Source organism: Bacillus sp. FSL L8-0358 (assembly GCF_038593095.1).
In the GTDB taxonomy this organism is placed as follows: Bacteria; Bacillota; Bacilli; order Bacillales; family Bacillaceae; genus Bacillus; species Bacillus subtilis.
This window is the reverse complement of record NZ_CP151962.1, coordinates 759,551-786,192: the sequence shown is the minus strand read 5'-3', so window position 1 is coordinate 786,192 and position 26,642 is coordinate 759,551. Positions and strand designations below refer to the sequence as shown.

The window sequence follows — 26,642 nt, the reverse complement described above, 5'->3', positions numbered from 1 at the left end:
TCCTGTATTTACTCATTTATTTGTTGTCATCTTTTGAAGCAAAACCGTTAAATTCAGGGTCTAACGTTTTCATGTGCTGAATGATATGCGGCAGTGTCTCTTGATACAGTTCATGCACAAACGGCAGATCTGTGCGGGTTGTTTCATGAATCTGTTTGATTTCATTGATGCTGACGATTCGGTATCCGCTGAAATGATAAAAGATCAGCGGACTGCCATCCTCCAGCACGATCCGGCCATCTTTCCAGGAAAACGTATGCTGCCCATAATTCCAATGGCCGATGTTCACGCCGGGTGTCGTAATGTCACACACATTCGGAAACAGCTCAGACATATAATCCAAATAGCCTTGATCACCGAATTTCCCTTCACCCGGTGCATTTTTGCATTCCTCAAGACAGCGTTCCTTCCACCACTCCAAGCAATCCGTGCCTGCATCATCATGCTTGAAGCTGATAAACCCGGAATTATATCTGCCTAAAAGACGCTGCAGCATGTCAATCTGCTCTTTCTCAAAAGAAGGGATTACAATATCCCCCCGTGAAAGCAGCACCGAGCAGTCCGGCTGGTTTTCAAAAATCGGCGATGGATCTGCATAGAAAAAGAGATCCCCGTCAATATACGTCACACGCTCCAGCTCAGGATTGCTGTTCAGCACAGCTTGCAGAAAGATCGGCTTCATCGTCCAGCAATACTCACTTTGATCTCTAGTTTCCTTCAGCTTCAATAGCAATTCATTTTCAAGAGCGGCCACCGGCACAAGGTTCAGCTGCTTCATCTTCAGCTTCTGTAACACGCGGTGCGTATCTTCATCCATGCAAAGTATAAAAATGGGACTGTCTTGGTCAACTTGCTCTAACGACTTAAACAAAGCGACTGCCTGATATAATCTTCCTTTTGATAAAACGGTGCAATACGCGCTGGTCACAGTCTTGTTCACCTCGTTTCACATTACTTTTTGAAGAATTCCGTATACCACTCAATCGTTTTTTCAAGTCCCTCATCAATGGTGTAGGCCGGTGTCCAATTCAGCAGCTTTCTTGCTTTTTCCGCGGATAAATATTGATGTTTGATTTCATTGCTTCCCTGATTCAGCACCTTAGGTTTCAGATTACTGTTCATTTTCTTTAATATTTTCTCTACCAGTTCAAGTACGGTCAGCTGGATCTCATTGCTGAAGTTAAAGGCCTCTCCGGCAAGATTGTTTTCTTCCATTTTTTCTGCAAGAAGCAGATAAGCCTGAACGGCGTCTTCAATATAGAAATAGTCCCGTACAAATGTGCCGTCGCTTCGGATTTCCGGCGCTTCCCCGTTCAGCACAAGCTGAATCGTCTGAGGAATGATGCGATTGAAGTTCAAATCTCCGCCGCCGTATAAGTTTCCGCAGCGCGTAATGCAGACCGGAAGCCCGTACGTGTGAAAATAGGTGTGGCTGATCAGATCTGCGCAGCTTTTTGAGACGTCGTACGGGTGCTTGCCTTGCAGCGGCATGTTTTCATCGTATGGAAGGTTTTCTTGATCGCCGTAAGCTTTATCACTTGAAGCGACAATGACCCGCTTAATTAACGGATGCTTGCGGCAGGCTTCGAGTATATTCCATGTGCCGAGGATATTCGCTTCAAAGGTAGAAATCGGGTTGCGGTTTGCCACGCCGACAATCGCTTGTGCAGCGAGATGAAAGACCGTGTCGATCTCATACTCGCCAAGCGCGCGTTCAATCACAGCCAAGTCCTCAAGAGAGCCCCGCACGATGTTCATTTTCTTGATATGTTCTCCCTGATAAAGATTGGATTGAGGCACATGATCCCTGACAAGCCCTGTCACGTTTGCGCCCTGTTCGATCAGCTCTTTCACCAAATAGCTTCCTAAAAGACCTGTACATCCCGTGACAAATACGTTTTTATTTTTCCAGAAACTCAAATCGATTCACCATACCTTCCATACTTGTTGTCCTTGATTCCACATTTTGTTGACTTCTAAGAGATTTTTATACGTATCGATGGCCGTCCAAAATCCGTAATGGCGGTACACAGCAAGCTCCCCGTCTTTGGCAAGGTTCTTCAGCGGTTCATCTTCGAACATTGTGTTCCCGTCCTTCGGCAAATAATCGAAAACCTTGGGACTGAAAACGAAGAATCCGCCGTTGATGATTCCGTCACTTGATGTCTTCTCAGAAAATGTTTTCGCCATGCCGTCCTCAACCGTCAAGGTGCCAAACTGCGAGACTTTGTCAATGCCGGTGACAGTCGCGGCAGCACCTTTTGTCTGATGATAGCTGATGAGATGGAAAAGATTGATATTGGCCAGCCCGTCCCCATAGGTGAGCAGAAATGTTTCATCACCGATATAGTCTTTCGCCTGCAAGATTCTTCCGGCTGTCAGCGTATCTTCCCCAGTCTCCAAAAACGTAATTTTCCACGTTTCAGGCTGCCCCAGGATCTGTACCTCTCCCGTAGAGCTGTCGAGTGTCAGGCTGTTGTGCTTCCATTCATAGTCGAGAAAGTATTCCTTGATTTTTTCTCCTTTATAGCCCAACAGCAGAATAAACTCGTTTACTCCGTAGTACTGATAAATTTTCATAATATGCCATAGAATCGGTTTGCCGCCTATCATGGCGAGCGGTTTAGGAATGTCATTCGTGACTTCACTCATTCTCGTTCCTTTTCCGCCGCAGAGAATGACCGCTTTCATCTCTACCCCTCATCTCTATGAATATTGAGTTCGAAACCTGGTACATCTTCACAATCTATCAAGGCATTTCCCCGATAATTTGTCCGATTTCAATACCGGTTTCAAAATCTACTGTAATGATATGAGAGAAAGCCAGCCTTGGTGACCAAATGGAATCTATTTTTTCAAGTTGGTTGTATAACCAAAAAAAAGAGCCTTGAGCGAAGGCAATGCGCCCGCTCAAGGCTCTTTCTCATCTTTATTTGATTTCTTTTTCCTTGCCGTAATGATAGTCAGACGGATCAACGGCTGTGAAATCACTTAGTTTATGGAACCTCAGCAAGTCTTTGTACAGGACACTGTCTGAAAGGCTCAGCTGCTGGTTCACTCTTGTTTTCAGATTCTTCGTTTCTTCATTCGCTTTCAGTTTTTCACCTGTCTTCGTATCGTAAATGATATTGTCGACTGATGTGTACTTCGGCGTTACGAAGTCTCCGTTTCTGAATGCCACCGTATCGTCGTGGTCTTTAGAGAATAAATCAGTACCAAAGTTGATATATTTCTGAGAATCAATTCCTTCTAAGTGCAGAAGTGTCGGCATAACGTCAATTTCGCCGCCATACGTATGGTTCACTCCGCCTTTTTTGCCAGGAACGCGGATCATCAGCGGCACACGCTGGTTCTGTGCGTTTTGATAATCTGTGATCTCTTTTCCAAGAATCTCTTTCATCGCTCGGTTATGGTTTTCAGAAATACCGTTATGGTCACCGTAAATCATGATGACTGAGTTGTCATACAGGCCTGCTTCCTTCAGCTCCTTGAAGAATTGCTCAAGCGCTTCGTCAAGGTAACGCGCTGTCTGGAAGTAGCTGTCAACTGTGTTATCGCCTGTTGTCGCTTTTTTAAGAGACGCGTCTTTTTCATCCAGGTTAAACGGATAATGGTTTGTCAATGTAATCAAATGCGCATAAAACGGCTGTTTAAGAGATTCAAGCTTTGGAATCGATTCTGTAAAGAACGGCTTATCCTTAAGCCCCATATTAATCACATTTTCATCTGACATATCATACGTGCTTGCGTCGAAGAACTTGTCATATCCGATATGTTTGTAAATCTGGTCACGGTTCCAGAACGATTTGTAATCACCATGAAGGACGGCGCTTGTATAGCCTTCCTTCTGGTCTAAAATCGCAGGAAGCGACTGGTAAGTGTTTTCGCCTTTCGTCACAAACGCGGAGCCTTCAGGAAGACCGAAGATCGAGTTATCCATTGTCAGCTCGGCATCAGATGTTTTTCCCTGGCCTGTCTGATGGAAGAAGTTATCAAAATACGTCACATCTTCCCCGCCGTGCGCAAGTTTATTTAAGAAAGGCGTCACCTCTTCACCGTTTAGCTTGTAGTCAATCAGGAATGACTGGAAGCTTTCGAGGTGAATTTTAATGATATTTTTGCCTTTGGCAGAGCCGAAGTACTCGGCGTTCGGTTTCGCATAATGAGACGTCGTGTAATTCTCGACGCTTGTTAAATCATCGCTGCTTGCATAGGCCCGTTGCGTTTCTGTTTGAGCCGTCTGTACACCGTCATAAATGGTGTAGTTGTATAAACCTAAATATTTCACAATATAATTGCGGTCAAACGTTCTTGTCAGCAGCTGCGGACGGTCTTTTTCCGCATAGTGCAGGTTGATGAAAAACAGTGCGACCCCAGAAAGGATCACTAAAGACGCAAAGCGTTTTTTCATTTTGTATTCTTTTAATTCAGGTCTCCAGATCAAAACCGCAATCAAAATGATAATATCTAAGAAATAGAAAATATCATGACCGGCCATGATACTGAAAATCCCGTCTCCCATGTTTCCAACGTTTCCGGACTGTTTAATGTTCGGGAACGTCAAGAAATCGTCAAAGAAACGATAGAATAAAATATTTGCATATAACACAAATGTCATCAAGAAATCGATAATCAGCATAATAATGGCTGATTTACGCCCTTTCGCCAGCAAAGCCAGTCCTAAAAAGAAGACGGCGCTTGAGAATGGGTTAAATATCAGGAGGATCTCCTGAGTTGTGCCTTTTACCCCAAGATTAAACTCAGTCTTGTAGGATAAATACGTTTTTGCCCAAAACAGTATAACAGCCAGCACAAAAAAGCTAAGTTTGTAAGAAAAAAGTTTCTTCATGGCAACCTCTACTTTCTTAAACACTTTAAGTTCTTCATTCATATTTACCTGCTCTTTATATCCTGCCTTCCAATTCCTTCTTTCCAAACAAAATCAAGGCATCACACAACAAGAAATACACCGCGGCAAGCCGGAATATTTATGTTTCGCACCATATCATTTTTATTACAACCATTTGGAAACCAATCACTGGACGAAAGAAACCTTCATTTCGTTTCACATTTTTTTCTCGGAAATAAAAAAAGGATTTCTTTTGTCATGTGTGCCTTTGAAAAAAGAAATAGATACCGAGTATAAGAATAACATAAACTAGCAAAAACGAAAAATAGGTTTTGCAGACAGCCCGCCCTTCCGGCGGACTGAAGTTATTGTATGCATCAATGTTTAGCGCGATCACCATTTTTTCGAAAGGACAAAAAAGACTGGATGTCTCCAGTCTTCATTATCTATATCCCTGCCCAGACATCCTTGGTGTACATACCGGTATCCTGCAGATGTCTCAGCCAGTTTTGCGCTTCTTGCTCCCCGGTGCCATGGACAGACTGATACGCATTTTGCAGGGCCGCCTCCACATCCGGGGCCATTTTGCTGCCGTCACCGCATACATAAAGCCTGCCTCCGCGGTCAAGGATCGATATTAATGTTTCTGCATGGTCAGCCATGAGATGCTGGACATACGTTTTCGGCATGCCTTCTTTGCGGGAAAAGGCTGTGTGTACAGTGACGATTCCGTCTTTTTCAAACTGCTCAAGCTCATCGCGGTATATAAAATCACGATCGTTCCTGCATCCAAAATAGAGATGAGCTTCACCGAGCGTTTTCCCCTCCCGCTTTAAAACTTCACGGGCTTGAAGGAAACCGCGGAATGGCGCTACTCCTGTGCCTGGTCCGACCATAATGATTGGCGTTTCAGGGTCTTCTGGAAGCTGAAACCGGGATTCCGGTGTGCGGATAAACATCACGACATCATCACCGGCTTTACGCTCAGCTAAATCATTTGAAGCCACGCCCCTGTATTCGCCACGGCCGCTCCACGCAGGGCCGCGCACGACACCGACTGTGATTGATGCTTGCCGTGGATTCACTCTTGGAGAGCTTGAAATCGAATAATATCTCGGTTTTAACGGCCGTAAAAGCTCTAAAAATCGTTCAAACGGCATGTCACACGCTTCATACTTTTCAAGCAGATCCAGCATGGAAATTCGTTTTTTCAATATTTGCTCCTGATAAACACCCTCTGCTGACAGTTCTTCTAATTCACGCCTATGCGGCGGACACACTGTAAATGCCGCCAGTTCACGTATTTGCGCTCTTGTGGCTGCTTCCTGCACCTCGACGCTGTAGCTGAGAAGATCATGCAGGCTGACAGGACGGCCCAATGGCAGATGCCCCGCACTGCGGCCGCTTGCCGACAATGTCACTTGGTCGGTTCCCTTCAGACCGAATCTGTGGAGAATCCGGCTGACATTGGTTTGGCTGTTTTTTGGCAATACGCCAAGATGGTCGCCCTCTTGATATTCAACATCCGGCGGCAATGCAATTTCGATATGGCGAGTGCTTCGATCGCTGTCTGCAGACTGGAGTTCACGATTTTCGGCAATGGATGCGTGAGAGGCTTCGTATGATCTAGCCAGCGGAGACTCGCCCAGCCCTCTGACAAACTGAAGGCTCAGCGTGCTTCGCTCCTTATCAGCGTTTTCATTAAGCTCAAGTCCGAATGCCTTAATGGCGTCCGCCCACATGCTTTTTTTCCACTCGTCAAGCTGCCCTTCAAAATCACCGCTGACATCACCTTCTCCGCGCGCAGAAAACCGAGTCGCGCCTTTTTCCGCAAGCTGCTCATCAATGAATCTCGGCACGTATTGATACGTGCTCGCCCAGTTGTGGTCGCCGCAGCCAAATACCGCGTAATGAACGCCCTCAAGCTCACCCGGTTTGATTTCTTGAAGCCACTGCACGAACTGTCCGGCATTGCTTGGCGGTTTTCCATTATAAGACGAGGTCACAATGACAACCGCTCCCTCTTTCGGCAGCTTTCCAATTCGGTCGTTCAGAGGTGCTGTCTCTGTCCTTACGCCGTGAAGACTGGCAGTATCAGCAAGCTCCCGGGCGACGCCTTCTGCAGTGCCGGTATCAGAGCCGTACAGTAAGAGAAGCGGGCGGTTGTTAAGACCGATGACCGATGCGCCCTTTGCTTCCGTTTTCTCCTTTTGCTCATCAGACACGGCTTTTTCAGCTGCCTGGACGTCCGCATGAATGGCTTCCTGATTACGGCTTTGAACCCTGATGTGAAAATCGCCCGGCTTAAGTGTTAAGGTTTGTTTGATATCAAGCTCATAATTCTCATGATCAATCAGTGTGAAATATTTTAGAATCATGCCTAACACAAGTGTGGCTTCATGAAGGGCAAACTGCATGCCGATACAGGCCCGTTGTCCATTTCCGAATGGTTTGTACGCATGATGAGGCACTTGGTCCTGATGCTCGAACCGTTCCGGCCGGAATTCTTCGGCGTCCTTTCCCCAAGCGTCCCGATCACGATGAAGCTGCGGAATCAGCACAGAAATTCTGTCATTCGTCGTGATCGGAAATTTTCCTCCAATGACTGTGTCTTCTTTTGGATAAAGGCTGAAAGCCGGAGCTGTCGGCCATAAGCGCAGTGATTCATTTAAAATCATCCGTATGTATGTAAGCTCCAGCACTTGTTTATAGGTCGGCGCTGCATCCGTCAGCACCCGATCGACCTCTTCATACGCCTTTTTCAGTTTGTCAGGATGCTTCAATAAAAAGTAGGTCGCAAAGGAGAGCAGGCCGCTCGTTGTTTCATGGCCGGCAATCAAAAACGTAATGATCTGAAAGCGGATATTTTCGTCGTCGAGCTTTTCACCCGTTTCCGGATCTTCCACATTCAGCATGCGGGCGAGCAAATCTTTTTCATCCTGGTCTCCATTCGATCGGCGCTCTGCAATAATGCTGTCGACTAACGAAAACATCGTTTGAATATCATGGCGGAATTGCCGCTTTGTTCTGACCATAAGCTTATCTTGAACATCAAGCCGCTGCATTTGATGCATCGCTTCATCAAGCGCCCGCACCATGCTGTTGATAAACGGGTGGGGCGTTTCTCTGTAGTAACTGTTAAAGCGGTAGTTAAACCCGCATAGCCCAATGGTGTCGAGCGTCAGCCGGGTCATATCTCCCGGGACATCGACTGCTTCATTCGGATTGAGCCTGGCCCATTTTTGAATGAGCTGAACAGCGATATCGACCATTTTCTCATGATAGTCCTTCATGGCCCGCTGGCTGAACGTCGGCATCAGAATGTTGTGCGCTTTTCTCCAGTTAGGCTCATGCGTCCAGCTCGTAAACAATCCGTCACCGGAAAATGCGCGAACCTTTTCCAAGGCGCCTTCAATGCTTTTATCAAACCGTTCTTCATCACAAACCTCTTTCACCAATTCGTGGCCGGACACTACAATGGTCGTGCCCGCGGGTGTATGGATTTGAAAAATCGGGCCCTGTTCTTCCGCCAGTTTGATCAGCGAAAGCGTCGGCTTGTCTTTATCGATTAAAGGCAAATTGCCTAGCGGCCCAAACGTCTTCGGCTGAGGAATCGGGCTTGTTTCCTTCATCGAACCATTCCTTTCCGTATGAGATGCCTTCTATTTGACTACATTTCCCTTTCATGGTCATGATTATTCCGTTCTCCCAATTGACGCATGATTGCTGTTTTTTCTATACTTGAGAAGCTGTACAATACGCGAATAAGGTGAGTTTATATATGGATTTTGAAATTCGGTTTTTATCCTTTTATGTCATACAGGTGGAAGGCAAAGATGAGCAGGCGAACAAACAGTTCAAGCACTTCCAGACCCTTGATACGGGCGAATTTGAAGAAAGCGAGCTAAAGGACTTTCTCGACGGGGAACTGAAAAAAATCGTCAAACGGAAAGCAGACCGCCATCCGCAGTCCGAGCAGGTCCCGACGAAAATCGGCCATTTTATCGTCGAACCCGGCCACGAGCTCGATTCCAACCCAAACTACAACATGTTCAACCGCGCTCGTCTGGCGGAAACAAAAGAAGACTTCAATGAGCTGAGCGAGCAGTTCGTCCGCACGTACCTTGACACAAGCGCGGTTCGCGGCGGCGTGTTTCTCGTCGCTTCGGCCGTGCCGAGAAAATACTTTGACGAGTCATTTGTCTTCATTATGAAATGTGACTTTGAGCCGAAGGTCGCCCGCATCTCTGACGCGTCTTCTCTCATTAAAAAAGTCGAAATGGCGATCACGACAAAAAACATGAAAAGCATCCAATACCCGTACATGCCAGAGGAAGGAATGGTCGAGGAAGGTGAGCTAAAAATCCACCAGGCCTCACACGCCCGCTATTTTGAGGACTTTCTGAAATTCGTCGAGTACGGCGAATCGATGCCGGAAATCATGAAAAATCAGGTCATGAACATGGTACAGGAGCACGTCTACGAGACATTTGAAGACAACAGCGAAGAACTCAAGCAGTTCGAGCACGACATTGAGATTTGGGAAGCAAGCGAAAAACGGGAAATCCAAGAGCGCCTCGACACCCATCAAGTCATCAAAGCCTCCGCCCAAATCATCGAGCACACGCCAGAGGCCCAACTGAAAATGAAAGTCGGAGAAACAGAGATTAGGGGATTGCTAGCGGATTTTGGCGATTCTATTCATCTCGCAAAAGTAAACGGACGCTATGTCGCGCTGATTGAAGCCGAGACAATTTCGTTTGAGAAAGGCAGTTCACCGGTGGAGTTTTATAAGCCTGAGGGGCTGCATGAGGTGATTGAGCGGATAAGGAATAAAACAGAGCAAGACTAAAAAGTCCAGAAATCACTTTCTGGACTTTTCCTATTTAATACCCTTCCCTCAACACCGCATAGCACTCCCCAATCAGTTCTTCCGCTCCCGGCTCTCCTTTCAGCCCGCGGCGTACGATTTCCGATGATAGGTTCTGGACTTTGAGCGCTCGTGGGGCTCTTCTTTTGTAGTACGCCTGTAATGCTGTTTCGTGGTCGGCGTGTTTTTGGAGTTCTTCGGCGAGGACGATGGCATCCTCGATCGCCATTGCCGCTCCTTGCGCCAGGGTCGGCGCGCCGGCGTGGGCGGCGTCTCCTCCGATGATGACGGGTCTTCGTACCATGGCTCCAGCACTGTGACCTGCTCCAGTGTATTTAAAATGATAGGATACTCATAAACACTCCACCTGCCTTTTTTATGTATAGCAAAAAGCGCCTATCCAATGACAGGCGCTTTTTCATTAATCATCACTGCTCAAAATGCCGAAGAAGCGGAGCAGGTTGATGAATAAGTTGATAAAGTCAAGGTACAGCGATAACGCCATAACCGGAATCAAGTCTTCCGTAATGTGGCGGTGTTTGATTTGATTCAAATCATACAAAATGTAAAGGGAAAAGACGATGGTTCCGATCACGGAATACGCCATCATCGCCGCTGAGTTTAACGGGCTGAAAATGTTGAAAATCCCTACCACTGCGAGTGCGAGCACCGCAACCAGCAGAAATGACCACAGGAAGGATAAATCCTTCTTCATTTTTGCGCCGATTGTACCCAAGACGGCAAAAATGACAAATGTAGAACCAAAGGCTTCAAGCACGACATAGGCGCCGGCGATGGAAGCGTAATGGCTGACGATCGGAAATAAGGTAATGCCGGAAACGAACGCGAATGTATATACAAACGCATACCCGACCGCTTTTCTTCTGCGCATCCAGAAGGCCAGAATAATCATCGCCACTTCAAGAATAGAAAGCGGCAGCATCAAAGCGACAGGAACAAATTGGCCGATAAAAAGGCCGACAGTCGCGATCAGCAATGTGAAGACAAAGACTGTCAAAATGCGTTGCATGATCGATTGCTTACTCTCGTGAACCGTAGCTTGCATGTCAAAAATCCTCCTAAAAAATGATCTTAAAGGTCTATTATATAAAAATTGGATGAAATATGTATATGTTTTAAGGAGAATTTAATGAAAACAAACGCCCTTTACATTATCATTTTGATTCTTTCCTTTTCAGCGAAAAACGGTGCTTTTCTATTTTCTCAATTTGGGTAATCTGAGAATCATGAACCGTAATCTGAACGGTGCCGAAATCGAGTGTTTCCAGCGAGCTGATTATTTTTTCAATCACTTCCGGATCAATCGTTGATTTTGAAACCAAAAGACCTTCCCCCCTGTTGAATAGGTTTTAATTCAATTCACAGTATTCTTATAAGAATTATAATATTATGTTTTTTTTGATAAATCAATGGTGATTTCTGTTCAAATCAAAAAGGCATATGATCACCCGGTGACGGACAATCATATGCCTGGAAACTTCCTATTTGTTTTCTTCCAATTCCTCAACAATACAGCGGACACCCATATTTTCTAATGCCTGCTTCAGCGTGCCGTACGTTTCATATTCACTAAAATCAAGCCCCAATTGAATCGATGTTTGGGCCACATCCGGGCGAATCCCTGAAAATACGGCTTTGACGCCTAATAAGAAAAGCGTTTTAGACAGGTTGTACAATTGCTGAGCCACCATAGTATCCACAATCGGAACACCCGAAAGATCAACGACGAGGCTTGTGATTTTTCTCTCGACACAGCGAACCGGCACTGTTTCTAAAATGACCTGTGCCCGTTTTGTATCAATGGAGCCAATAAGCGGCAATATTCCGATTCCATCGGCAATGGAAATGACCGGGCAGCCAAGCTCTGAGATCAGTTCCTGCTGAGATGTGAGCCTCATCAGCATGAATTTTTGGTACTGCTCGGAGAATTCAATAATCAGCTTATCGAACGACTGATTCACAATGCGGTTCCATCGGTCTGCATCCTCATTTGTCACAATCTCCTGATTCTCTTTTATAAATGTGGCGACTGCGTCCCAGAATGAGATTCTTGAATTGGATATGGCTTCTACGACCTCATGAACTTGAACATCCTGCTCTACCCTGTTTTTCGCAACGTTTTCCGCCCATTTTGTCATGTTTTCTTGAAAATCGGTTTGATCCTCCAGAAATGCGCTTGCGATTGTTATATTGGTAAATGTATGCTGCTCGGTTAAAAGTGTTTTCGTTTCTTCACTTAAATGGCTGGCGGAATATAGCTCGCCTTTTAGCTTGCAACGCAAACTGAACCATTTCTCAGTAATATCCGCAGTGTTGTCTATGATATATTGATATAATAATTGATCGATATTCACGGTCTGTCTCCTTTTTCGTAATAGAAGCACTTTCATTATAAAATGATAAAGCGGAATTGTGAATAAGACTAGGGAAAAATCAAATGATTCTGCTCTCTGAGTGCATTCCAGCTTCATATCCTTAGGCGAATGCACCAATAAGAGTCCGCCCGCATAAACTGCAATGTACAGTTTACAATGAGAAAGGACGTAATCACATGTATTATGTTGATCCTTATATGTTTGCGGGGCATTTTTATGAGCCTTGGCCTGCTTTTGAATATGAATACCGATATCCATGGCCTGGCATTGGCAGCGGTGCTGTTCCGGGCTCTGGCGGCGGCCCTGGCATTGGCGGCGGTGCTGTTCCAGGCTTTGGCGGCGGCGGCCCTGGCATTGGCAGCGGTGCCGTCCCAGGCTTCGGCGGTGCGCCGCAGGGACCTCCTCCTTCCCAAATACCAGCGAAACCCCCAAAACCGCAGGGGTCTCAAGGAGCCGTTTTGTTAGTTGAACCAATCACCATTCGTCCTTGCCTTTTCCGATTTACCTATGTTTGGTTAACCAATGGCCGCTCATTTTGGTTCTACCCGATCATCCTTGGCAGAAGGTCCGTCGGCGGCTTTTATTGGGATTCCTCACGGCGCCGCTGGGTTTATTTCGCCTTAGACACAAATCACATCGATGTTGTAAGCTGCTCATTTTAATAATCAGCCGGTTTCCCGGCTGATTTTTTTATGTTACTTCGGCCGTAAACAGGTTATAGTATTATTATCTTTTCAACTTGGAGGTTTCCCTATGATCAAACAAATTGGCACTGTTGCTGTATATGTCGAGGACCAGCAGAAAGCGAAGCAATTTTGGACAGAGAAGGTAGGCTTTGATATTGCAGCGGACCACCCAATGGGACCTGAAGCAAGCTGGCTGGAGGTTGCGCCAAAAGGGGCCGAGACTCGTTTAGTCATTTACCCGAAAGCCATGATGAAAGGCTCAGAGCAAATGAAGGCTTCTATTGTGTTTGAATGCGAAGACATCTTTGGTACATACGAGAAAATGAAGACAAACGGTGTAGAATTTCTCGGTGAGCCCAATCAAATGGAGTGGGGCACCTTCGTTCAATTTAAGGACGAAGACGGAAATGTGTTTTTATTGAAAGAATAAACTGTTGCGCACGGCGGTTCGATTCCGCCCTGCGCTTTCTTTGACATTGAGAATGAATTTCATTTACAATTATTCATATGTGAGAATGATTGGAGTGAGACAAATGTTTGTACAGTTGAGAAAAATGACGGTTAAAGAAGGCTTTGCAGATAAAGTTATAGAACGTTTCAGCGCTGAAGGAATCATTGAAAAACAAGAAGGTTTAATTGATGTGACAGTGCTTGAGAAAAATGTGCGCCGCGGTGATGAAGAAGTTGTTGTCATGATTCGCTGGGAATCAGAGGATCACTGGAAGCAATGGGAAAAAAGCGATGCGCATATCGCCGGCCATAAAGCAAACAAAGGCAAACCAAAGCCTGACTATCTGATCAGCACTGAAGTGAGCATGTACCATGTACGTGCTGTCAAACAAGGGACATACAATCAATAAAAAGCTTGCGCCTTGCTGCAAGCTTTTTTCTTAGAGTCATGTTGATCTGCTTTGTTCGTACGTTACAGTATACAGCGGCTTATTTTTATGCCATTCTGCAAATAACACGTCCTCTGTCTTATCAATGTTCTTCTTTTTCAATTCTTGTTTCAGCCACTGTTCACCCACACCTGCTTCCTTCAAATTATCCCGCACAATCTCTCCATCTATGATTAACGTGATCGGCAGAGAAACGGACTTCGAAGGAATCTGCAAATCCTTATTTGTCGGTTTGTCAAAGTCTGATTTTGGAAGCACGCTGACCATCCCGTTTGTTTCAAGAATCGCATATTCTACTTCTTGGATCGAAAAACTCCCCGCTTGCCTCAATAGGCTTTGCAGCTGGTTAATGTCTATCTTATTTTTCTTCATTACTTTATATTGAAGCTCTCCTTTGCGGATGACGATATTCGGCTCACCCTCCAAGAACTTTCGCGATGATTTCATTTTTTGCGTGATAAATTCAATAACATAAATCAGCACGCCCCACAGCAGCGAAGCAAAAATGATTTCTTTTATTTTGATATCATGATCGTAGACGGCATTTCCGACCAATTCTCCTAAAATTAAAGCAGAAATAAAGTCAAACGGCGTAATTTGAGAAAATTGGGTTTTCCCGAGAAGCTTTAAGATAATAAATAAAATGCCTAAACCGCAGACCAATTCTACCGCAACACTTAAATAATCTCCCATATTGATAGCACCTACTTCTTGATTATACTATCAGTATGGTCAATGGTTTCTTTTCTAAACCGGAAAAGCTCCGCTCAACGTTGCATGGTGCATTGGAGCATGTCATTGAAAAGCTGCTCTGCATCACTGCGGTCAATCCTGACAAGCGGGTCATTGAGGAAAGCTTGAAACGCGAGGCCAGTATCCTTTGTTAGACCTGCTTCCGACACTGCCTCTTGATTGGATATATGCCTAGCCGCCAGCATTTCCACACCTTTCGGAAGCGCTCCGGAAAAAATCGGCTGGACACGGTTCCTTGTGATGAATGCGTTTGTTTCGACAATGGCTTGTATAGGAAGGTTTGAGACCTGGCCTTGATTCGGCATATTTACATTTGTGACGAGTTCACCCAATCCGAGAAGAGCCGCTATGATGTTCACGCCTTCTTCTCCCGAAGCTTTCTCAGCAACGCCCCGTTGTTGCACGATCAACCGTTCTGTTTCTTGTCGTTTCTCAGCTCTGTCTTGTTTTCTGAATGATATAGGTGTGAGATGAAATCTCCATACTTCAGGCTGTTTGAGGTATGGGCCGGGAAGAAACTCTGCCAGATGCCTGTCTCCTGCAGCAGGGATGGCGCCATACGTTTCAAATAAATCAAACGCAACACGGTGTGCCGAACAAAAGACGCTGTCCCTCCAGCTTTCCCCCTCCAGCTCATATCCTGATTCCCCATAGTGCGCGCTGAATTCACGGAATATAGGCAGCAGGTCAATATGGCGGTAAGAGGCTTTTGTGATCCATGTAAAATGGTTAATGCCGAGCACATTAACGCGGATATCCTCACGCCGCGGCACCTCTATCCCCAGCCTTTCCGTGACCATTTCCACCAATAGCTTTTGCGTCCCAAATACCTCGTGGCAGCAGCCAATCGCTTTGATTCCGGGAAACACTTTATACAGCACTCTTGTACAGACAGACATCGGGTTTGTATAATTAATGACCCATGATTCAGGTGCGTAGTCTCTTATTGCCCGGGCAATTTCCGCAAATATCGGCACAGCACGCAAGCCCCTGATGATCCCTCCGGGCCCGACAGTATCACCTACAGACTGATAAATACCGCAGCGCTCAGGCAAGTGGACATCGACTTCCATATCATCCAGTGATCCCGGCAAAATGGAAATAATGACGATATCAGCGGCTGATAACGCCTTTTTCAAAGTAGAAACAGCCTCATATCTCCATCTGCCGTTCCCGCTGTGATTGCCGATCACTTCATTTTTCTGAGCGGCTTCAAAATCAAGATCATAGAGCGCCACCGTGCCTGACATCCGTTCATCAATCGACAAATCACTCATCAGGCTTCTGGCCCAGCCTTGGGACCCCCCGCCGATATAGGCAATCTTAATCTGATCTAATGTACTGATATGAAACACTCCCTTTCTCAGCCTTTCACCGAACCGATCAGCATTCCTTTTGCAAAGTGTTTTTGTAAAAATGGATAGACCGCCAAAATCGGCAGCGTCGCAATGACAATGACAGCGAGTTTAATTCCCTGCTCCGGCGGAACTGCATTTTGCATCGTATCACCATTGGTCGCCGTTAAATCCGATAAAATTGTGACTTGGCGAAGCACCATTTGCAGCGGCCATTTTGCACTGTCATTGATATATAAGAGAGCGTGGAAGAAATCATTCCAAATCCCGACCGCATAAAACAGCGCAAAGGTCGCAATAACTGGCTTTGACAGTGGCAGGGCGATCCGCCAGAAGACGCCGATTTCGGAACAGCCGTCAATTTTTGCTGATTCCTCCAGCTCGCGCGGCAGCTGCTGAAAGAAGTTTTTGATAATAATAAGGTTGAACGGATTAATTGCCATCGGCAGAATCAATGCCCAATACGTATCCAAAAGGCCAAGTGATTTTACGACAAGGTACGTCGGAATCATGCCGCCTGAAAACAGCATGGAGAAAATCACCAGATTCAACAGCAGATTCCGTCCCTTCACATGCCGCTTCGCCAGCGGATACGCCATCGTGAAGGTGAAAAACAGCTGTACAGCCGTCCCGACCACGGTGATGAAGATGGACACACCCATGCTTCGAAGGAACGTCGGTGTCGAAAACACATACTTGTAAGCATCAAGTGTAAAGGTTTTCGGGAAAATAAAGAAGCTCCGCTGGGCGAGTTCCGCTTCTGTCGCAAAGGAACCGGCGATAATATACAAAAACGGCAAAATGGTAATCGCGCCGACACCGCCGAGAAACAGAATGTTGCAGACGTCAAACACCCGTCCGGCTTTGGTGTTGTGCATCGTATGAATTTCAGCCATACCTCTCCCCTCCTCTAAAACAATCCTTCCTGATCAAACTTTTTCGCAATGTAATTGGCGCCAAAAATCAAGATAATCCCGACAACTGATTTAAACAAACCGACCGCCGTGCTGTAGCTATACGCCCCTTGGGTAATCCCCATCATGTACACATACGTGTCGAAGATGTCAGCCACACTGCGGTTGAGCGAGTTCGTCATCAAATACACCTGTTCAAAGCCCAGATTCAAAAAGCTGCCGATTCTTAAAATCAACAAAACGATAATGGTGCTTCTAATCGCCGGCATCGTAATATGCCACATTCTCCTGAACCGCCCCGCTCCGTCCATGATGGCCGCTTCATACTGCTCTTGATCAACCGTAGCAAGCGCTGCCAAAAATAGAATCGTTCCCCAGCCTGTCTCCTTCCAAATGCTTTGCATCACAATCATCGGCCGGAACCAGTCTGCATCCGACAAGAAAGAAATCTGCTCACCTGTCAGATTCATAATCAATTTGTTGATCACACCTGTATCGACAGTAAAGAAAACGAAGGTGATGCTGACCACAATTGTCCATGATACAAAATGGGGTACGTAAATAAAGGTTTGGATACATCTTTTATACACGGCCTTTCTTACCTCATTCAAAAGCAGGGCCAAAATGAGAGGCGCGGGAAAGGCAAACAAAAGATCCAGGCTCGCCAGCATGAGGGTGTTGCGCAGCAGCCGGAAAAAATCCGGATTCATAAAAAAGTCTTTGAAATAATCAAAGCCGACCCATTCGCTTTTCCAGAAGCCGAGATATGGCGAATAGTCTTTAAAAGCGATCAGCACGCCCCACATCGGCAAGTATTTGAAAATCAAGAAATAAAGCAGACCGGGAATAAGAAGAAGATAAAGCCATTTGTCCCGTTTGAGCGCAGCCATCCAGCTGATGCCTTTTCCAGCGGTGAGAACAGGTGCATCTCCCTTTTTCGGCACTGTTTCCATATCTGTTCTCCTTTCGTGGTACCGGGGCGCCCGCCGAAAGGCAGGCGCATCGGTTTATTTTGACGATTGATACAATTTGTTCAAGTCCTTCATCAGGTCATTGCCGCCGCTTTTTTTCCAAAGCTCCACTGCATCATCGAACCCTTTTTCATCAATTTCTCCAATGATAAATTGTGTTCTCGCGTCGAGGATGATGTTGTCAAGCTGGGCTCCTTTTTGGGTATAGACATCAGATACAAGCGACTCAGCCGGGTTAAAGACCGCTATTTTTTCTCCTTCGGTTATGATGTCCTTGCGATGCTGGAAGAGCTTGGTTTTCTGGTCTTCGATGTAATACTCGCTTTTCGGAATCGACATGCTGAACTGTGCCAAGCCTTCATGCTCATACAGGAGAGATTTGTTGTTTTTTTCAAGTGAGGTGAATACGCCGTCCTTGAGCTCGTAATTGCGGCCCTTCACTCCGTTGTTCGTGAGAATCTGCGCTTCCTTATCATTCATCTTATCGAGGAAGGACAGCACCTCTTTCAGCTCTTTTTCGGTTTTGACGCTTGATTTTGGTATCGCGATCATGCCTGAATATCCAGATGTCGGGAAGGTGCGCTTGCCATTCGGTCCCTCAAGCGAGCCGACGATATCAATGATATCCTTGTTCGACTCATCCGCCTCCTCCATCGCGCTTTGGATTTGAGACGCTCTTGAGCCTGTATCAACGATGACACCCGCTTTTCCTTTTACAACCGGATCATTCCACTTCGCAGAATCCATGACAGCAAAGTCCTTATTGATCAAGCCCTCATCATAGAGCTTTTTAAAAAACGTGAGCGCATCCATGTATTCCTTCGTTGTAAAATCCGGAATCAGCTTTCCGTTTTCAACACCGTAGCGGTTCGGAGCGCCGAACCAGATTTGCAGAACATCCCATGGGCTTCCGTTGCCGAGTCCCATCCATTTCGGCACGACCATGCCGTACGTATCATCCTTGCCGTTTCCGTCAGGATCTTTTTCCTTAAAGGCTTTCAGCACTTCATAGAAATCATCAAGCGTTTCCGGCATATCCAGACCGACATTTTTCAGCCAGTCGGTTCTGATAATCATACACGCCCTGATCAGGTCCCTCGTTCTGTAGATTCCGTACACCTCGCCGTTCACCGAGCTGTTCTTCAAAATCTTTTCATCTGCCTGGCTTACATTCTTGTAGTCTTTTAAATAAGGAGACAGTTCCCAAAACGCCCCTGCTTTGACAGACTTGATAAAGCCGGCTGACTTATCTTTAATAACAATCGCGTGAGGCATCTCTCCTGAAGCCATGACGATGTTGAATTTGTCGTTGTAGGATGAATCAGGCACCCATGTGACCTTAATCTCTTTGCCTGTGTATTTTTCGAGCGCTTTTAATGAAGGGCTCTTATCACTCGGGCTTTCCGGCGATAAAAGCGGCGCCATAATTTTGATCGTATCTTTCGAACCGCTTGCTGAATTGGAAGTTTCCGAATGGCTGCATCCGGCGATCATCATGGCAGCAAGCGGCAAGGCCATCCATTTTTTTCGCATTCTTATTTTCATGATGCGTAAGTCCCCCTTTTTTCAATTTGCATTTCCCCTTTGCCCCTCTCAATATAAAGCGCTTACATAAATTCTTGCAATCTTCATTTTTTGCACCATTTCTCCTATGAAATTCCGGCTGTTATCCTTTTTTGCCCGATGTTTCTTTTTTTGCCGGAAGGGAATCTCCGATCAGTTCCAGCGCCGCTATGACATTTAAACACCATTGAGAGACAGTGTTCGTTGTCACCCATGGAAGCTCCTCTAGCTGCGTCCATGTCTCGATGCGCTCCGGTTTGATCGGAAGCGGCGTATGGCTGAGCTTATCATCGAGCAAAAGATTCCACGCTTTGGCGGCGAGATGAGGATCTTGCTTTTTTCTCGCGGCGTAGGCTGTCATACCGGCGGCGAACATCGGCCAGTGAAAATGCCCGTCATGAAGAGCGCCTCCGCTTTTTTTCCGTTTTTCCTCATCACTTAATGTGTAAAATTCGCCGAATTCACTCAGCATATCCTCCCATTCCCGGTCATCAAGAAGCTCAGCCAGCTCCATCCACACTTGCGGCGCGCCGAAGGCAATGATCATATGATATCCGCCCGCAATGCCGTCTCCCATGTGATGAAGCATCGAGGTCGCCGGGTCATATTCAAATGTCGGGCCGGATAATAAGCGGAGCGGCAGCCGCTTCAGACAGTTGATTCCCGTTTCGATTTTTTTGAGATATTCCGGATTTTCGGTCCGCTCCCATTCCGCCAGCCAGTTCGAGCAAAACGCCGCCCAGTCCGGTCCCGTTCTGGCGTGAGTCGGGTGCTTGCCTTTCTCGTAAAAAGCGCGCATCGGATCGGTTTTGACGAGGGCATAATCGGCATCCTTCACTTCTGTCAAAAGATCTCCCGTCCGCTCATCACCCGTCAGATAATAATAGAATTTATAAAGCCCGGCCATGCTGATTCTCGCTTCCTTGCAGCCGCATCCCCAGTGCACAACGTTATGCCGTGAACCAAGCCCGGCGTATTCACCGAGGTGAAAGCTGTCCGTTTCGCTCGTATGGCGGGTCATGGCTTCTGCCATGCGAAACATATCCTCTCTGCCTGAGCGGAAAAACGCCTGCCACAGCCATAGGGCCGGAACGAGCTCATTGTTTTGCCATGCGTATCCACCGAGATCGTACCGCCACATATGCCGGATCGGGTCATACGTATGCATGACATCGCCATAATGCCAAAATCCGTACCATCTGCGCTGCTCTACTTCCTTTTTATAAAACAGAAAGGCCGCATCGAGATGTTCCTCCAGCTCTTTTTTGAGCGGATGGGATGTGTCAATGATGCTCCAAACCCCGAGTGCTTTTGATTCGTAATAAACGTCCGGCTCGCATACAATGAGCGGCGGCGCCTGCCATTTGTCAGCGAGCGCATTGAGAACTTCGTCAGACGGCATGTGCGAAAAGCACGCCAGGCTGATTTCATTTGTGTTCGCAATGCCTGTCGGATCAGAGCGCATTTCATCAAAGCCTTCATACGCGCTGGCCACGTGGGTGTTTCCTGTATAATGCCGCAAATCCATCGCTTCGCCGTCCGGAGGCCAAAGCCAGATAGTCATTTTGGGGCGGCTGCCGGCAAGACCTGTGATTTCCAGTGCTGAAGGATATTTCTCAAAGAAATACCGCAGGCCAAGAGCCACACCGCCATTTTCGCCGCCCGCATAGCAGAGCCCCTTCGCCCGGCTGCCATGCAGCATTCCAACCCACGCATAATCTTTTCCGGTCCGTTTTGAGAGGCTGTAATGATCGCTGGAATCCTGAACAAGCTTCACATCGTCCCAAACCGCATTCTGTGTGCCATGTGCAAACCATTCCTTATGCTCTTCATCTGGAGACAGCATTTCGCCATTGATTTGTTTTTCATAAAGCGGATATCGTTCATTGAATTTACGTGTGCCAAACAGCTGGGCGGGTTCTTTGTACATCCCTTTCTCTCCCGCAAAGCGGAAATGGCGGTTGTACGGCTCCCCCTCCAAAAAAAGGGCAAATTCGATGCCAAGGCCCTTAATGAATTCTTGTTTACCGTTCCTGTCAATCAGCTGCGTGTGCACAAGGCCGATCTCAGACAGCCCGGCATAAAACGCCAATCGGATGACAAACGGCAGCCATTCTTCATTCGTTTTATGGAGCACATGCACTCCCTCGATTTTGACTACTGCTTTGACAGGACCACTCTGCTCAATCGCCGACCGTTTGATAAAGCTGACAGACCTTTCATGCAAAAGAACCGTTTCCGCCGCCGACTCGTTTCTCGTTTCTCTTATGGCAACGAGCCTCCCACCTGCGGCGATCGGCTTTCCGTTGATCTGCAATGATTGAATGAAATCGGATCCTGTTTTATGAATGGTACAAACGAGTGCTCCTGTATCCACTTGGATATCATGCTCTGTCTCATGAATGCTGAGCGATTCAGTTGGCTGCGGGACTTCTCTTTTTTGCACGATAAAGCTTTGGTTTTCCTTACCGCCAAACACCGCCGCGTGCTTCGTCCACTTGATGCTCCCATCCGGCCAATAGGCCGACGATTCGCTTTGCACATATCGCGTTTCCGCGTTTTCATTCATAAGCGCCAGACGGTCACCCTTTTTTAATTCTCCTTTTTTCCATGGCACGCCCCACGTCACGCCGCTTGTCACCTTTGGCTGTCCTGATAACCATTTGATCTTTTTCATCGGTCTCTCCCTCCATAGAAAAAAGCTGATTCGATGCAAAGAATCAGCTGTGATTGTCAAATTGAATCACACGGTATTCATGCGGTCCGACCGCCAGCCTCCCCGCCTTTTCCAAGCGGTGCGTCAACAGATCTGCTCCCGCTTCCGGCAGTGTCACACTTCCTCCTTTTCCATCCATATTCACGATGATCCACACAAGGCCGCTATCGCCTTTGCGCGGGGCAATGATCGTGCCGGGCGTAACATCCGACCGGCTGGAAATAACAGCTTCCTCCGCGTAATGCCTGACGAGCGCTTCCAGCATCGCATCCCCTTCTTTCCCGGATGGAAGCGAGCCCAGCATGACAATTTTCCCCTCGCCGTAATTCCGTTCCGTCAGAAAAGCATGGCCCGCCCCCGGTCCTGATTCAACCGTGCCAAGGGTGTTTCCGCTCTCTGTGTCAAACACCGCGCTCCACAGCCCAAGCGGCGCCGTGATGCCAAACGCTTTTCCTGTATTCACGTTCTCATTCATCGGAAAGGTAAACAGTGTTTTGATCCCTGACGTTTTCTCAAGTTCGCCAAGTCCGCAAGCGGTATGAATGGTATGCTCGCATGTGCGCCCTCCTGTCAGCGGACCGGCGATCCAGATGCCGCCCGCTTCAGCGAATGCCGAAGCTTTTTTGATAAATTCAGAAGACAAATACGGCACAAATGGCGTAAACAGCAAACGGTAGCCGTCCAGCGGAGCGCCTTCCGGAATAAGGTCACGGTGAATCCCCGTGTTGAGAATACGTTCATAAAAATGCGTCACAAGCGAACGATGCCGGAGTCCCCGGTGAGGCTCAGTTTTAATAAATGCTTTTGCTCTGTCAGAGTAAGTCATCGCCGCCTCGGCTTGAACGGGTTCAGTCGATAGAATAATAGGCTCGATTTCCTTTCTTGCCCGCTCAACCGCCAGCACATTTTGGTAGCCGATGGTAGGTTCGCCCCAGGCGCTGAGAACCGAACCGTGGGAAATCTCGCTGCCTGAACGCTGCTGTCGCCATAGCCAGTAGCAAAACCCCTGGCTTCCTAAGGCGTAGGACGATACGGCTTCGGCCTGCAAATACCCGTCTGCGTGCGGGTAAGCGGAGCTTTCAAGCGAGGCGGCATACGACGGACTCGTTTCCAAAATCCAAAACGGGCGCCCCTGTTTCAGATTTCTCCATAAATCACAGTTCAATAAAAAGGCAGAGGCGTTTTCCTGCGAAGCGTACGTGTCATAGGATGCAAAATCGAGATTCTGAAACATTCGCTCATTGTCCACGCTGAACATGACTGATCCGTTATGCGTGATCGGCGCATCTGAATAGCAGCGGATGATTTTGGCCTGTTCATCCGCAAACGAAGCGATCATCTCCATCGAAAACAGCTGATACATGGTGCTTAGGGAAGCGTGATGCAGAAACGGGGCCGGTCCCGGCTGCGGGACTTGCTCAAACGTCTGATAGGTTTCGCTCCAAACATCGGTTACCCAAGCTTCATTCAAGCGCTCAATCACCCCGTAGCGATTTTTGAGCCAGTCATGCCATAAGCGCAAACATGTTTCACACATGCATTCTGCAACATGGCATTTAAACTCATTGTCTAGCTGCCATCCGATCAGCCCCGGGAGCCGGCCAAGCTCCTTGGCGATGGCTGTGGTGATGATGGCGGCTTTTTTTCGGAAATACGGGTTGTTCGTACAGGCATGCTGACGGGAGCCATGCCCCATGATCTCTCTTTTTTCATTGACATGCATGCGTTCAGGCCGGCCGTGTGAGAACCAAATTGGCGGGGTAGGCGTCGGCGTGCACATAATCGTTTCGATCCCGCTTTCATACAGCCGGGCGATGATTTCTTTGAAAAAACCGACGTCAATTTTTCCTTCTTCCGGTTCTATGACAGACCAGGCAAATTCACCGATCCGTACAACATTTACGCCAACTTCACGCATGATGTCAATGTCCTGCTGAATCGTCTCTTCATCCCATAATTCCGGATAATAGCAAGCACCATGATACAGTTTTCTCATCCCATTTTCACCTTTCTTTGATGATCGATTCTGTCAATGGCAGGCCGAGCTCCTTTATGCCTTTTGCCACAAGTTTCGCCATTTCATTTGCGCCTTTTTTTGTAAAATGCGTGTAATCATTAATCCCTTCTGAAATCATAAAATAGGTGTACACTTTTTCCTCGCCCTTCTCAGTAAAGAAAGCAAGGCTTTTCTCCATCAGATCAATGAGCTGGACATTCTCCTCTTCAGCCGTCTGCTTCATGGCAATGCAGTAATCAGGAAAATCGTTCAAAAACACGCCGTTTTCGTAGTGAAAGCGGGCTACGGGGGTAATGAGAAGCGGATGGGCGCCTTTTTCCCGCGCGCCTGCGATATACTGCTTTAAATATTGTTTATAGGTCGTGTAGGGCTCGGTGTAGCGCTCCGGCTTATTTTTCGACGCGTCATTATGGCCCATCTGCACGAACAGCCAATCATCCGGCTCGATCACATCAAGGATTGCCTGAAGCCTGCCCTCTTCCACAAATGTTTTCGAGCTTCTTCCCCCGATCGCTCTGTTGATCACTTGAATATGCTCCGGCAGATGCGAGCCGAGAAACTGCCCCCAGCCCCCTTGATTTGTGCTGTCTCCATACGTTTGAACAGTCGAATCGCCGGCAAGATAAATATGATTTGCCATTTTTCATTCCCCCTCGTTTTTTATACAGCTTCCATCACGGATAGCTCTTCCCTTGAAAAAACCGGTGCGTACAGCGTTTGTGCATTGGTTCGTCCTGCCCGTTCTCTAATCATCTTGTCGTAGCGTTCAGCCTTTACGTCTTATCCCTTAGTCCTCCTACAGCGGCGCCTCCGCTTTACTTCCCGCTATGTACAGGGCGGGCTTCGGCGGTTTTTTCATTCCCGTTCCGAGGTAAAAGCTCGTGTGCGGCGGCTGGTTGTAGGCGGTATTCTGCCAGGCGATGCCGAGCCTGTAAACCGGATCATGCATCAGCGTGTAAAAGCGGTGGCGGGTGAGATGTGTCGTTGTATAGATACGGAGCGCGCTGCTGTCTTCCGTTCTCCATATCACTTCTTCCCGCCAGTCTCCGAACAGGTTGGCCTGAAGAACCGGGTTTCCTTTCGTGCCGTTGTTGGACAGCACGCCGGCCGGCTGAAATATCGTCTTCAGACAGCCGTTTTCAGCATCCCATTTTTCAATCTTTGGCCTGCCGATCGTTCCGTCCCAGTCATGATCAAGCAGTTCTCTGACCAAATCACCGTCCCACCAGATGGCGAAATTGGCTGAAGGGGGCGCTTTGTCGCTGATTTTTTCGCCTTTGCTCGTGAAAAGCCCATACGACTTGCCATCATTGCCCGGCGGATCAATTCCCCAGACGAGCGCCCCTTTGTAGCTTGGATCAATATGAGCCGCCATGCCCCGGCCAACGTCAGTTCCAGCATGGACGCCCCATAATATCTCACCGGTTCCGGCATCTCGCAGCGACAGTCCGTACGGCTTTGTGGCGTCCTCATGCACCTGGAACACTTCAAGCCCTTTTCGTGACGGGTCCAGATCCCCTACATGCATCGCGTCTCCGTGCCCGAGCCCCGTTGTGTACAGGCCGGTTCCGTCATGATCGACAGCCATTGCGCCGTATATGATTTCATCTTTTCCGTCTCCGTCGATATCCGCCACGCTTAAGCTGTGGTTCCCCTGTCCTGCGTACGCTTCATGTCCCGGCTGGTTGGAGTCAAATACCCAGCGTTTTTTGAGCCTTCCGTTTCTGAAATCGTATGCCACGAGCACGGCTCTCGTATAGTAGCCGCGTGCCATTACAAGGCTCGGCCGCTCCCCATCCAAATAAGCGATTCCAGCGAGAAAACGGTCCATCCGGTTTCCATATCCGTCTCCCCAATCCTCCAGCTTGCCGCGGGGCGGTTCATATTCCACGGTCGTGAGTGCCTCACCGGTTTCTCCTTTAAACACAGTCAAATATTCCGGACCGGACAAAATTCTGCCCTGTTCGTTTCTAAAATCTGCCTGCTCATCACCGATGATATGTCCTTTCCCGTCTGTTGTGCCGTCAGCTGTTTTCATGGCGATTTCTGCTTTTCCGTCACCGTCAAGGTCATACACCATAAATTGTGTGTAATGAGCACCCGCTCTGATGTTTCTGCCAAGGTTGATGCGCCACAAAAAGGTGCCGTCCAGTTTATAGGCATCTATGAGCACCTCCCCGGTATACCCGTCATGGGCGTTGTCTTTTGAATTGGACGGGTCCCACTTCAGGATGATTTCATATTCTCCATCCCCGTCCACATCCCCGACGCTGGCATCATTGGCGCTGTAAGTGTACGGCTTTCCGTCCGGCGTCACACCGCCTTCCGGTCTGGCAAGCGGAACCTCCAGAACATTTTCCTGCCAAACAAGAGCTTCCTTGGAAAGCTTTTCTTCCCGTCCTTTATTGACAGCCGCCACTTGATAAACAGAGTCAGCCGTTCCGTTTTGATCGAGAAAATTGGTGCTTTCAGCAATTGGATCGCGGGTGATCCGCTTTCCATCCCGATAAAGGTGAAAAGCCGTCGTCTCATGATCCGTGCCGAGAAAACGCCAGCTGACAAACACGCCCTGTTCTGTCTTTACTGCAATCAAACCTCTGGTCAAGTATTCCATTTGCCTCTTTTTTGGTTTCATTTGATGGGAACGGGCTGC

General features: G+C 47.5%; 22 protein-coding genes and 2 pseudogenes. 4 read left to right on the top strand and 20 right to left on the bottom strand.

Features of this window, described 5'->3' with window-relative positions; all coding sequences use genetic code 11:
- Nucleotides 1-16: 16 nt before the first annotated feature.
- The 6 genes from NYE49_RS04010 to cypD all read right to left on the bottom strand — a co-directional run bounded on the left by NYE49_RS04010 (nucleotide 17) and on the right by cypD (nucleotide 8,481).
- Nucleotides 17-928 (bottom strand): putative nucleotide-diphospho-sugar transferase, encoded by a 912-nt coding sequence (locus tag NYE49_RS04010; protein ID WP_017695588.1) that lies wholly within the window; start codon nucleotides 926-928, stop codon nucleotides 17-19.
- 23 nt (nucleotides 929-951) lie between these two features.
- Nucleotides 952-1,920, bottom strand: coding sequence for a GDP-mannose 4,6-dehydratase (locus NYE49_RS04005; protein WP_003244102.1), 969 nt, complete (start codon nucleotides 1,918-1,920; stop codon nucleotides 952-954).
- Between the two features lie 6 nt (nucleotides 1,921-1,926).
- The gene (locus NYE49_RS04000) at nucleotides 1,927-2,691 is read right to left on the bottom strand and encodes a glucose-1-phosphate cytidylyltransferase (RefSeq protein ID WP_015383060.1); all 765 of its coding nucleotides are present in this window, start codon (nucleotides 2,689-2,691) and stop codon (nucleotides 1,927-1,929) included.
- 58 nt (nucleotides 2,692-2,749) lie between these two features.
- Complete coding sequence (locus NYE49_RS03995; protein ID WP_170948347.1) at nucleotides 2,750-2,914, bottom strand: hypothetical protein; 165 nt, start codon at nucleotides 2,912-2,914, stop codon at nucleotides 2,750-2,752.
- Between the two features lie 15 nt (nucleotides 2,915-2,929).
- Nucleotides 2,930-4,849 (bottom strand): lipoteichoic acid synthase LtaS1, encoded by a 1,920-nt coding sequence (gene ltaS1, locus NYE49_RS03990; RefSeq protein WP_047183542.1) that lies wholly within the window; start codon nucleotides 4,847-4,849, stop codon nucleotides 2,930-2,932.
- Nucleotides 4,850-5,295: 446 nt separating this feature from the next.
- Nucleotides 5,296-8,481, bottom strand: coding sequence for a bifunctional P-450/NADPH--P450 reductase (cypD, locus tag NYE49_RS03985; RefSeq protein ID WP_047182255.1), 3,186 nt, complete (start codon nucleotides 8,479-8,481; stop codon nucleotides 5,296-5,298).
- 149 nt (nucleotides 8,482-8,630) lie between these two features.
- Between cypD and NYE49_RS03980 the strand changes: the two genes are divergently transcribed.
- A complete protein-coding gene (locus NYE49_RS03980; RefSeq protein ID WP_047182254.1) occupies nucleotides 8,631-9,701 on the top strand; it encodes a DUF3900 domain-containing protein in 1,071 nt (356 codons plus the stop codon).
- A 34-nt stretch (nucleotides 9,702-9,735) separates the two neighbouring features.
- Here the strand turns inward: NYE49_RS03980 and NYE49_RS03975 are convergent.
- The 5 genes and pseudogenes from NYE49_RS03975 to NYE49_RS03955 form a co-directional block, all read right to left on the bottom strand.
- Nucleotides 9,736-10,073 (bottom strand): annotated as a pseudogene (locus tag NYE49_RS03975) (FAD-dependent monooxygenase); the annotation flags it as partial.
- Nucleotides 10,073-10,141: pseudogene (locus tag NYE49_RS03970) on the bottom strand (hypothetical protein); the annotation flags it as partial. The pseudogenes NYE49_RS03975 and NYE49_RS03970, both read right to left, overlap by 1 nt.
- The gene (locus NYE49_RS03965) at nucleotides 10,141-10,785 is read right to left on the bottom strand and encodes a Bax inhibitor-1 family protein (RefSeq protein ID WP_003244397.1); all 645 of its coding nucleotides are present in this window, start codon (nucleotides 10,783-10,785) and stop codon (nucleotides 10,141-10,143) included. The gene NYE49_RS03965 and the pseudogene NYE49_RS03970, both read right to left, overlap by 1 nt.
- A 109-nt stretch (nucleotides 10,786-10,894) precedes the next feature.
- Nucleotides 10,895-11,062, bottom strand: a complete 168-nt coding sequence (locus tag NYE49_RS03960; protein WP_003244522.1) for a YezD family protein — start codon at nucleotides 11,060-11,062, stop codon at nucleotides 10,895-10,897.
- A 159-nt stretch (nucleotides 11,063-11,221) separates the two neighbouring features.
- On the bottom strand, nucleotides 11,222-12,094 hold the full coding sequence (locus NYE49_RS03955) for an STAS domain-containing protein (RefSeq protein ID WP_047182253.1): 873 nt from the start codon (nucleotides 12,092-12,094) through the stop codon (nucleotides 11,222-11,224).
- A gap of 197 nt (nucleotides 12,095-12,291) precedes the next feature.
- Here NYE49_RS03955 and NYE49_RS03950 point away from each other — a divergent pair, with 197 nt between their 5' ends.
- The 3 genes from NYE49_RS03950 (at nucleotide 12,292) to hmoA (ending at nucleotide 13,661) form a co-directional block, all read left to right on the top strand.
- Nucleotides 12,292-12,777, top strand: a complete 486-nt coding sequence (locus tag NYE49_RS03950; protein WP_047182252.1) for a hypothetical protein — start codon at nucleotides 12,292-12,294, stop codon at nucleotides 12,775-12,777.
- 91 nt (nucleotides 12,778-12,868) lie between these two features.
- Complete coding sequence (locus tag NYE49_RS03945; RefSeq protein ID WP_003233803.1) at nucleotides 12,869-13,231, top strand: VOC family protein; 363 nt, start codon at nucleotides 12,869-12,871, stop codon at nucleotides 13,229-13,231.
- 103 nt (nucleotides 13,232-13,334) lie between these two features.
- The gene (gene hmoA, locus NYE49_RS03940; RefSeq protein ID WP_003243958.1) at nucleotides 13,335-13,661 is read left to right on the top strand and encodes a heme-degrading oxygenase HmoA; all 327 of its coding nucleotides are present in this window, start codon (nucleotides 13,335-13,337) and stop codon (nucleotides 13,659-13,661) included.
- A gap of 36 nt (nucleotides 13,662-13,697) precedes the next feature.
- On the opposite strand, the gene NYE49_RS03935 is transcribed toward hmoA, so the two are convergent.
- The 9 genes from NYE49_RS03935 to rhgX all read right to left on the bottom strand — a co-directional run bounded on the left by NYE49_RS03935 (nucleotide 13,698) and on the right by rhgX (nucleotide 26,624).
- Nucleotides 13,698-14,393: a DUF421 domain-containing protein gene (locus NYE49_RS03935; protein ID WP_047182251.1), complete on the bottom strand. Its 696-nt coding sequence runs from the start codon at nucleotides 14,391-14,393 to the stop codon at nucleotides 13,698-13,700.
- A gap of 74 nt (nucleotides 14,394-14,467) precedes the next feature.
- Nucleotides 14,468-15,808 (bottom strand): alpha-galacturonidase LplD, encoded by a 1,341-nt coding sequence (gene lplD / locus NYE49_RS03930; protein ID WP_015482932.1) that lies wholly within the window; start codon nucleotides 15,806-15,808, stop codon nucleotides 14,468-14,470.
- An 8-nt stretch (nucleotides 15,809-15,816) separates the two neighbouring features.
- Nucleotides 15,817-16,704, bottom strand: coding sequence for a carbohydrate ABC transporter permease (locus NYE49_RS03925; protein WP_003242715.1), 888 nt, complete (start codon nucleotides 16,702-16,704; stop codon nucleotides 15,817-15,819).
- A 14-nt stretch (nucleotides 16,705-16,718) separates the two neighbouring features.
- On the bottom strand, nucleotides 16,719-17,675 hold the full coding sequence (locus tag NYE49_RS03920; RefSeq protein WP_047182250.1) for a sugar ABC transporter permease: 957 nt from the start codon (nucleotides 17,673-17,675) through the stop codon (nucleotides 16,719-16,721).
- Nucleotides 17,676-17,729: 54 nt separating this feature from the next.
- Nucleotides 17,730-19,238, bottom strand: a complete 1,509-nt coding sequence (locus NYE49_RS03915) for an extracellular solute-binding protein (protein WP_047182249.1) — start codon at nucleotides 19,236-19,238, stop codon at nucleotides 17,730-17,732.
- A 121-nt stretch (nucleotides 19,239-19,359) separates the two neighbouring features.
- A complete protein-coding gene (locus NYE49_RS03910; protein WP_047182248.1) occupies nucleotides 19,360-21,933 on the bottom strand; it encodes a hypothetical protein in 2,574 nt (857 codons plus the stop codon).
- 43 nt (nucleotides 21,934-21,976) lie between these two features.
- Complete coding sequence (yesZ, locus tag NYE49_RS03905) at nucleotides 21,977-23,968, bottom strand: beta-galactosidase YesZ (protein WP_342410944.1); 1,992 nt, start codon at nucleotides 23,966-23,968, stop codon at nucleotides 21,977-21,979.
- 7 nt (nucleotides 23,969-23,975) lie between these two features.
- Nucleotides 23,976-24,629 (bottom strand): rhamnogalacturonan acetylesterase, encoded by a 654-nt coding sequence (locus NYE49_RS03900; RefSeq protein WP_003233813.1) that lies wholly within the window; start codon nucleotides 24,627-24,629, stop codon nucleotides 23,976-23,978.
- Between the two features lie 156 nt (nucleotides 24,630-24,785).
- Nucleotides 24,786-26,624, bottom strand: a complete 1,839-nt coding sequence (rhgX, locus tag NYE49_RS03895) for a rhamnogalacturonan exolyase (RefSeq protein WP_342410943.1) — start codon at nucleotides 26,622-26,624, stop codon at nucleotides 24,786-24,788.
- Nucleotides 26,625-26,642 lie beyond the last annotated feature (18 nt).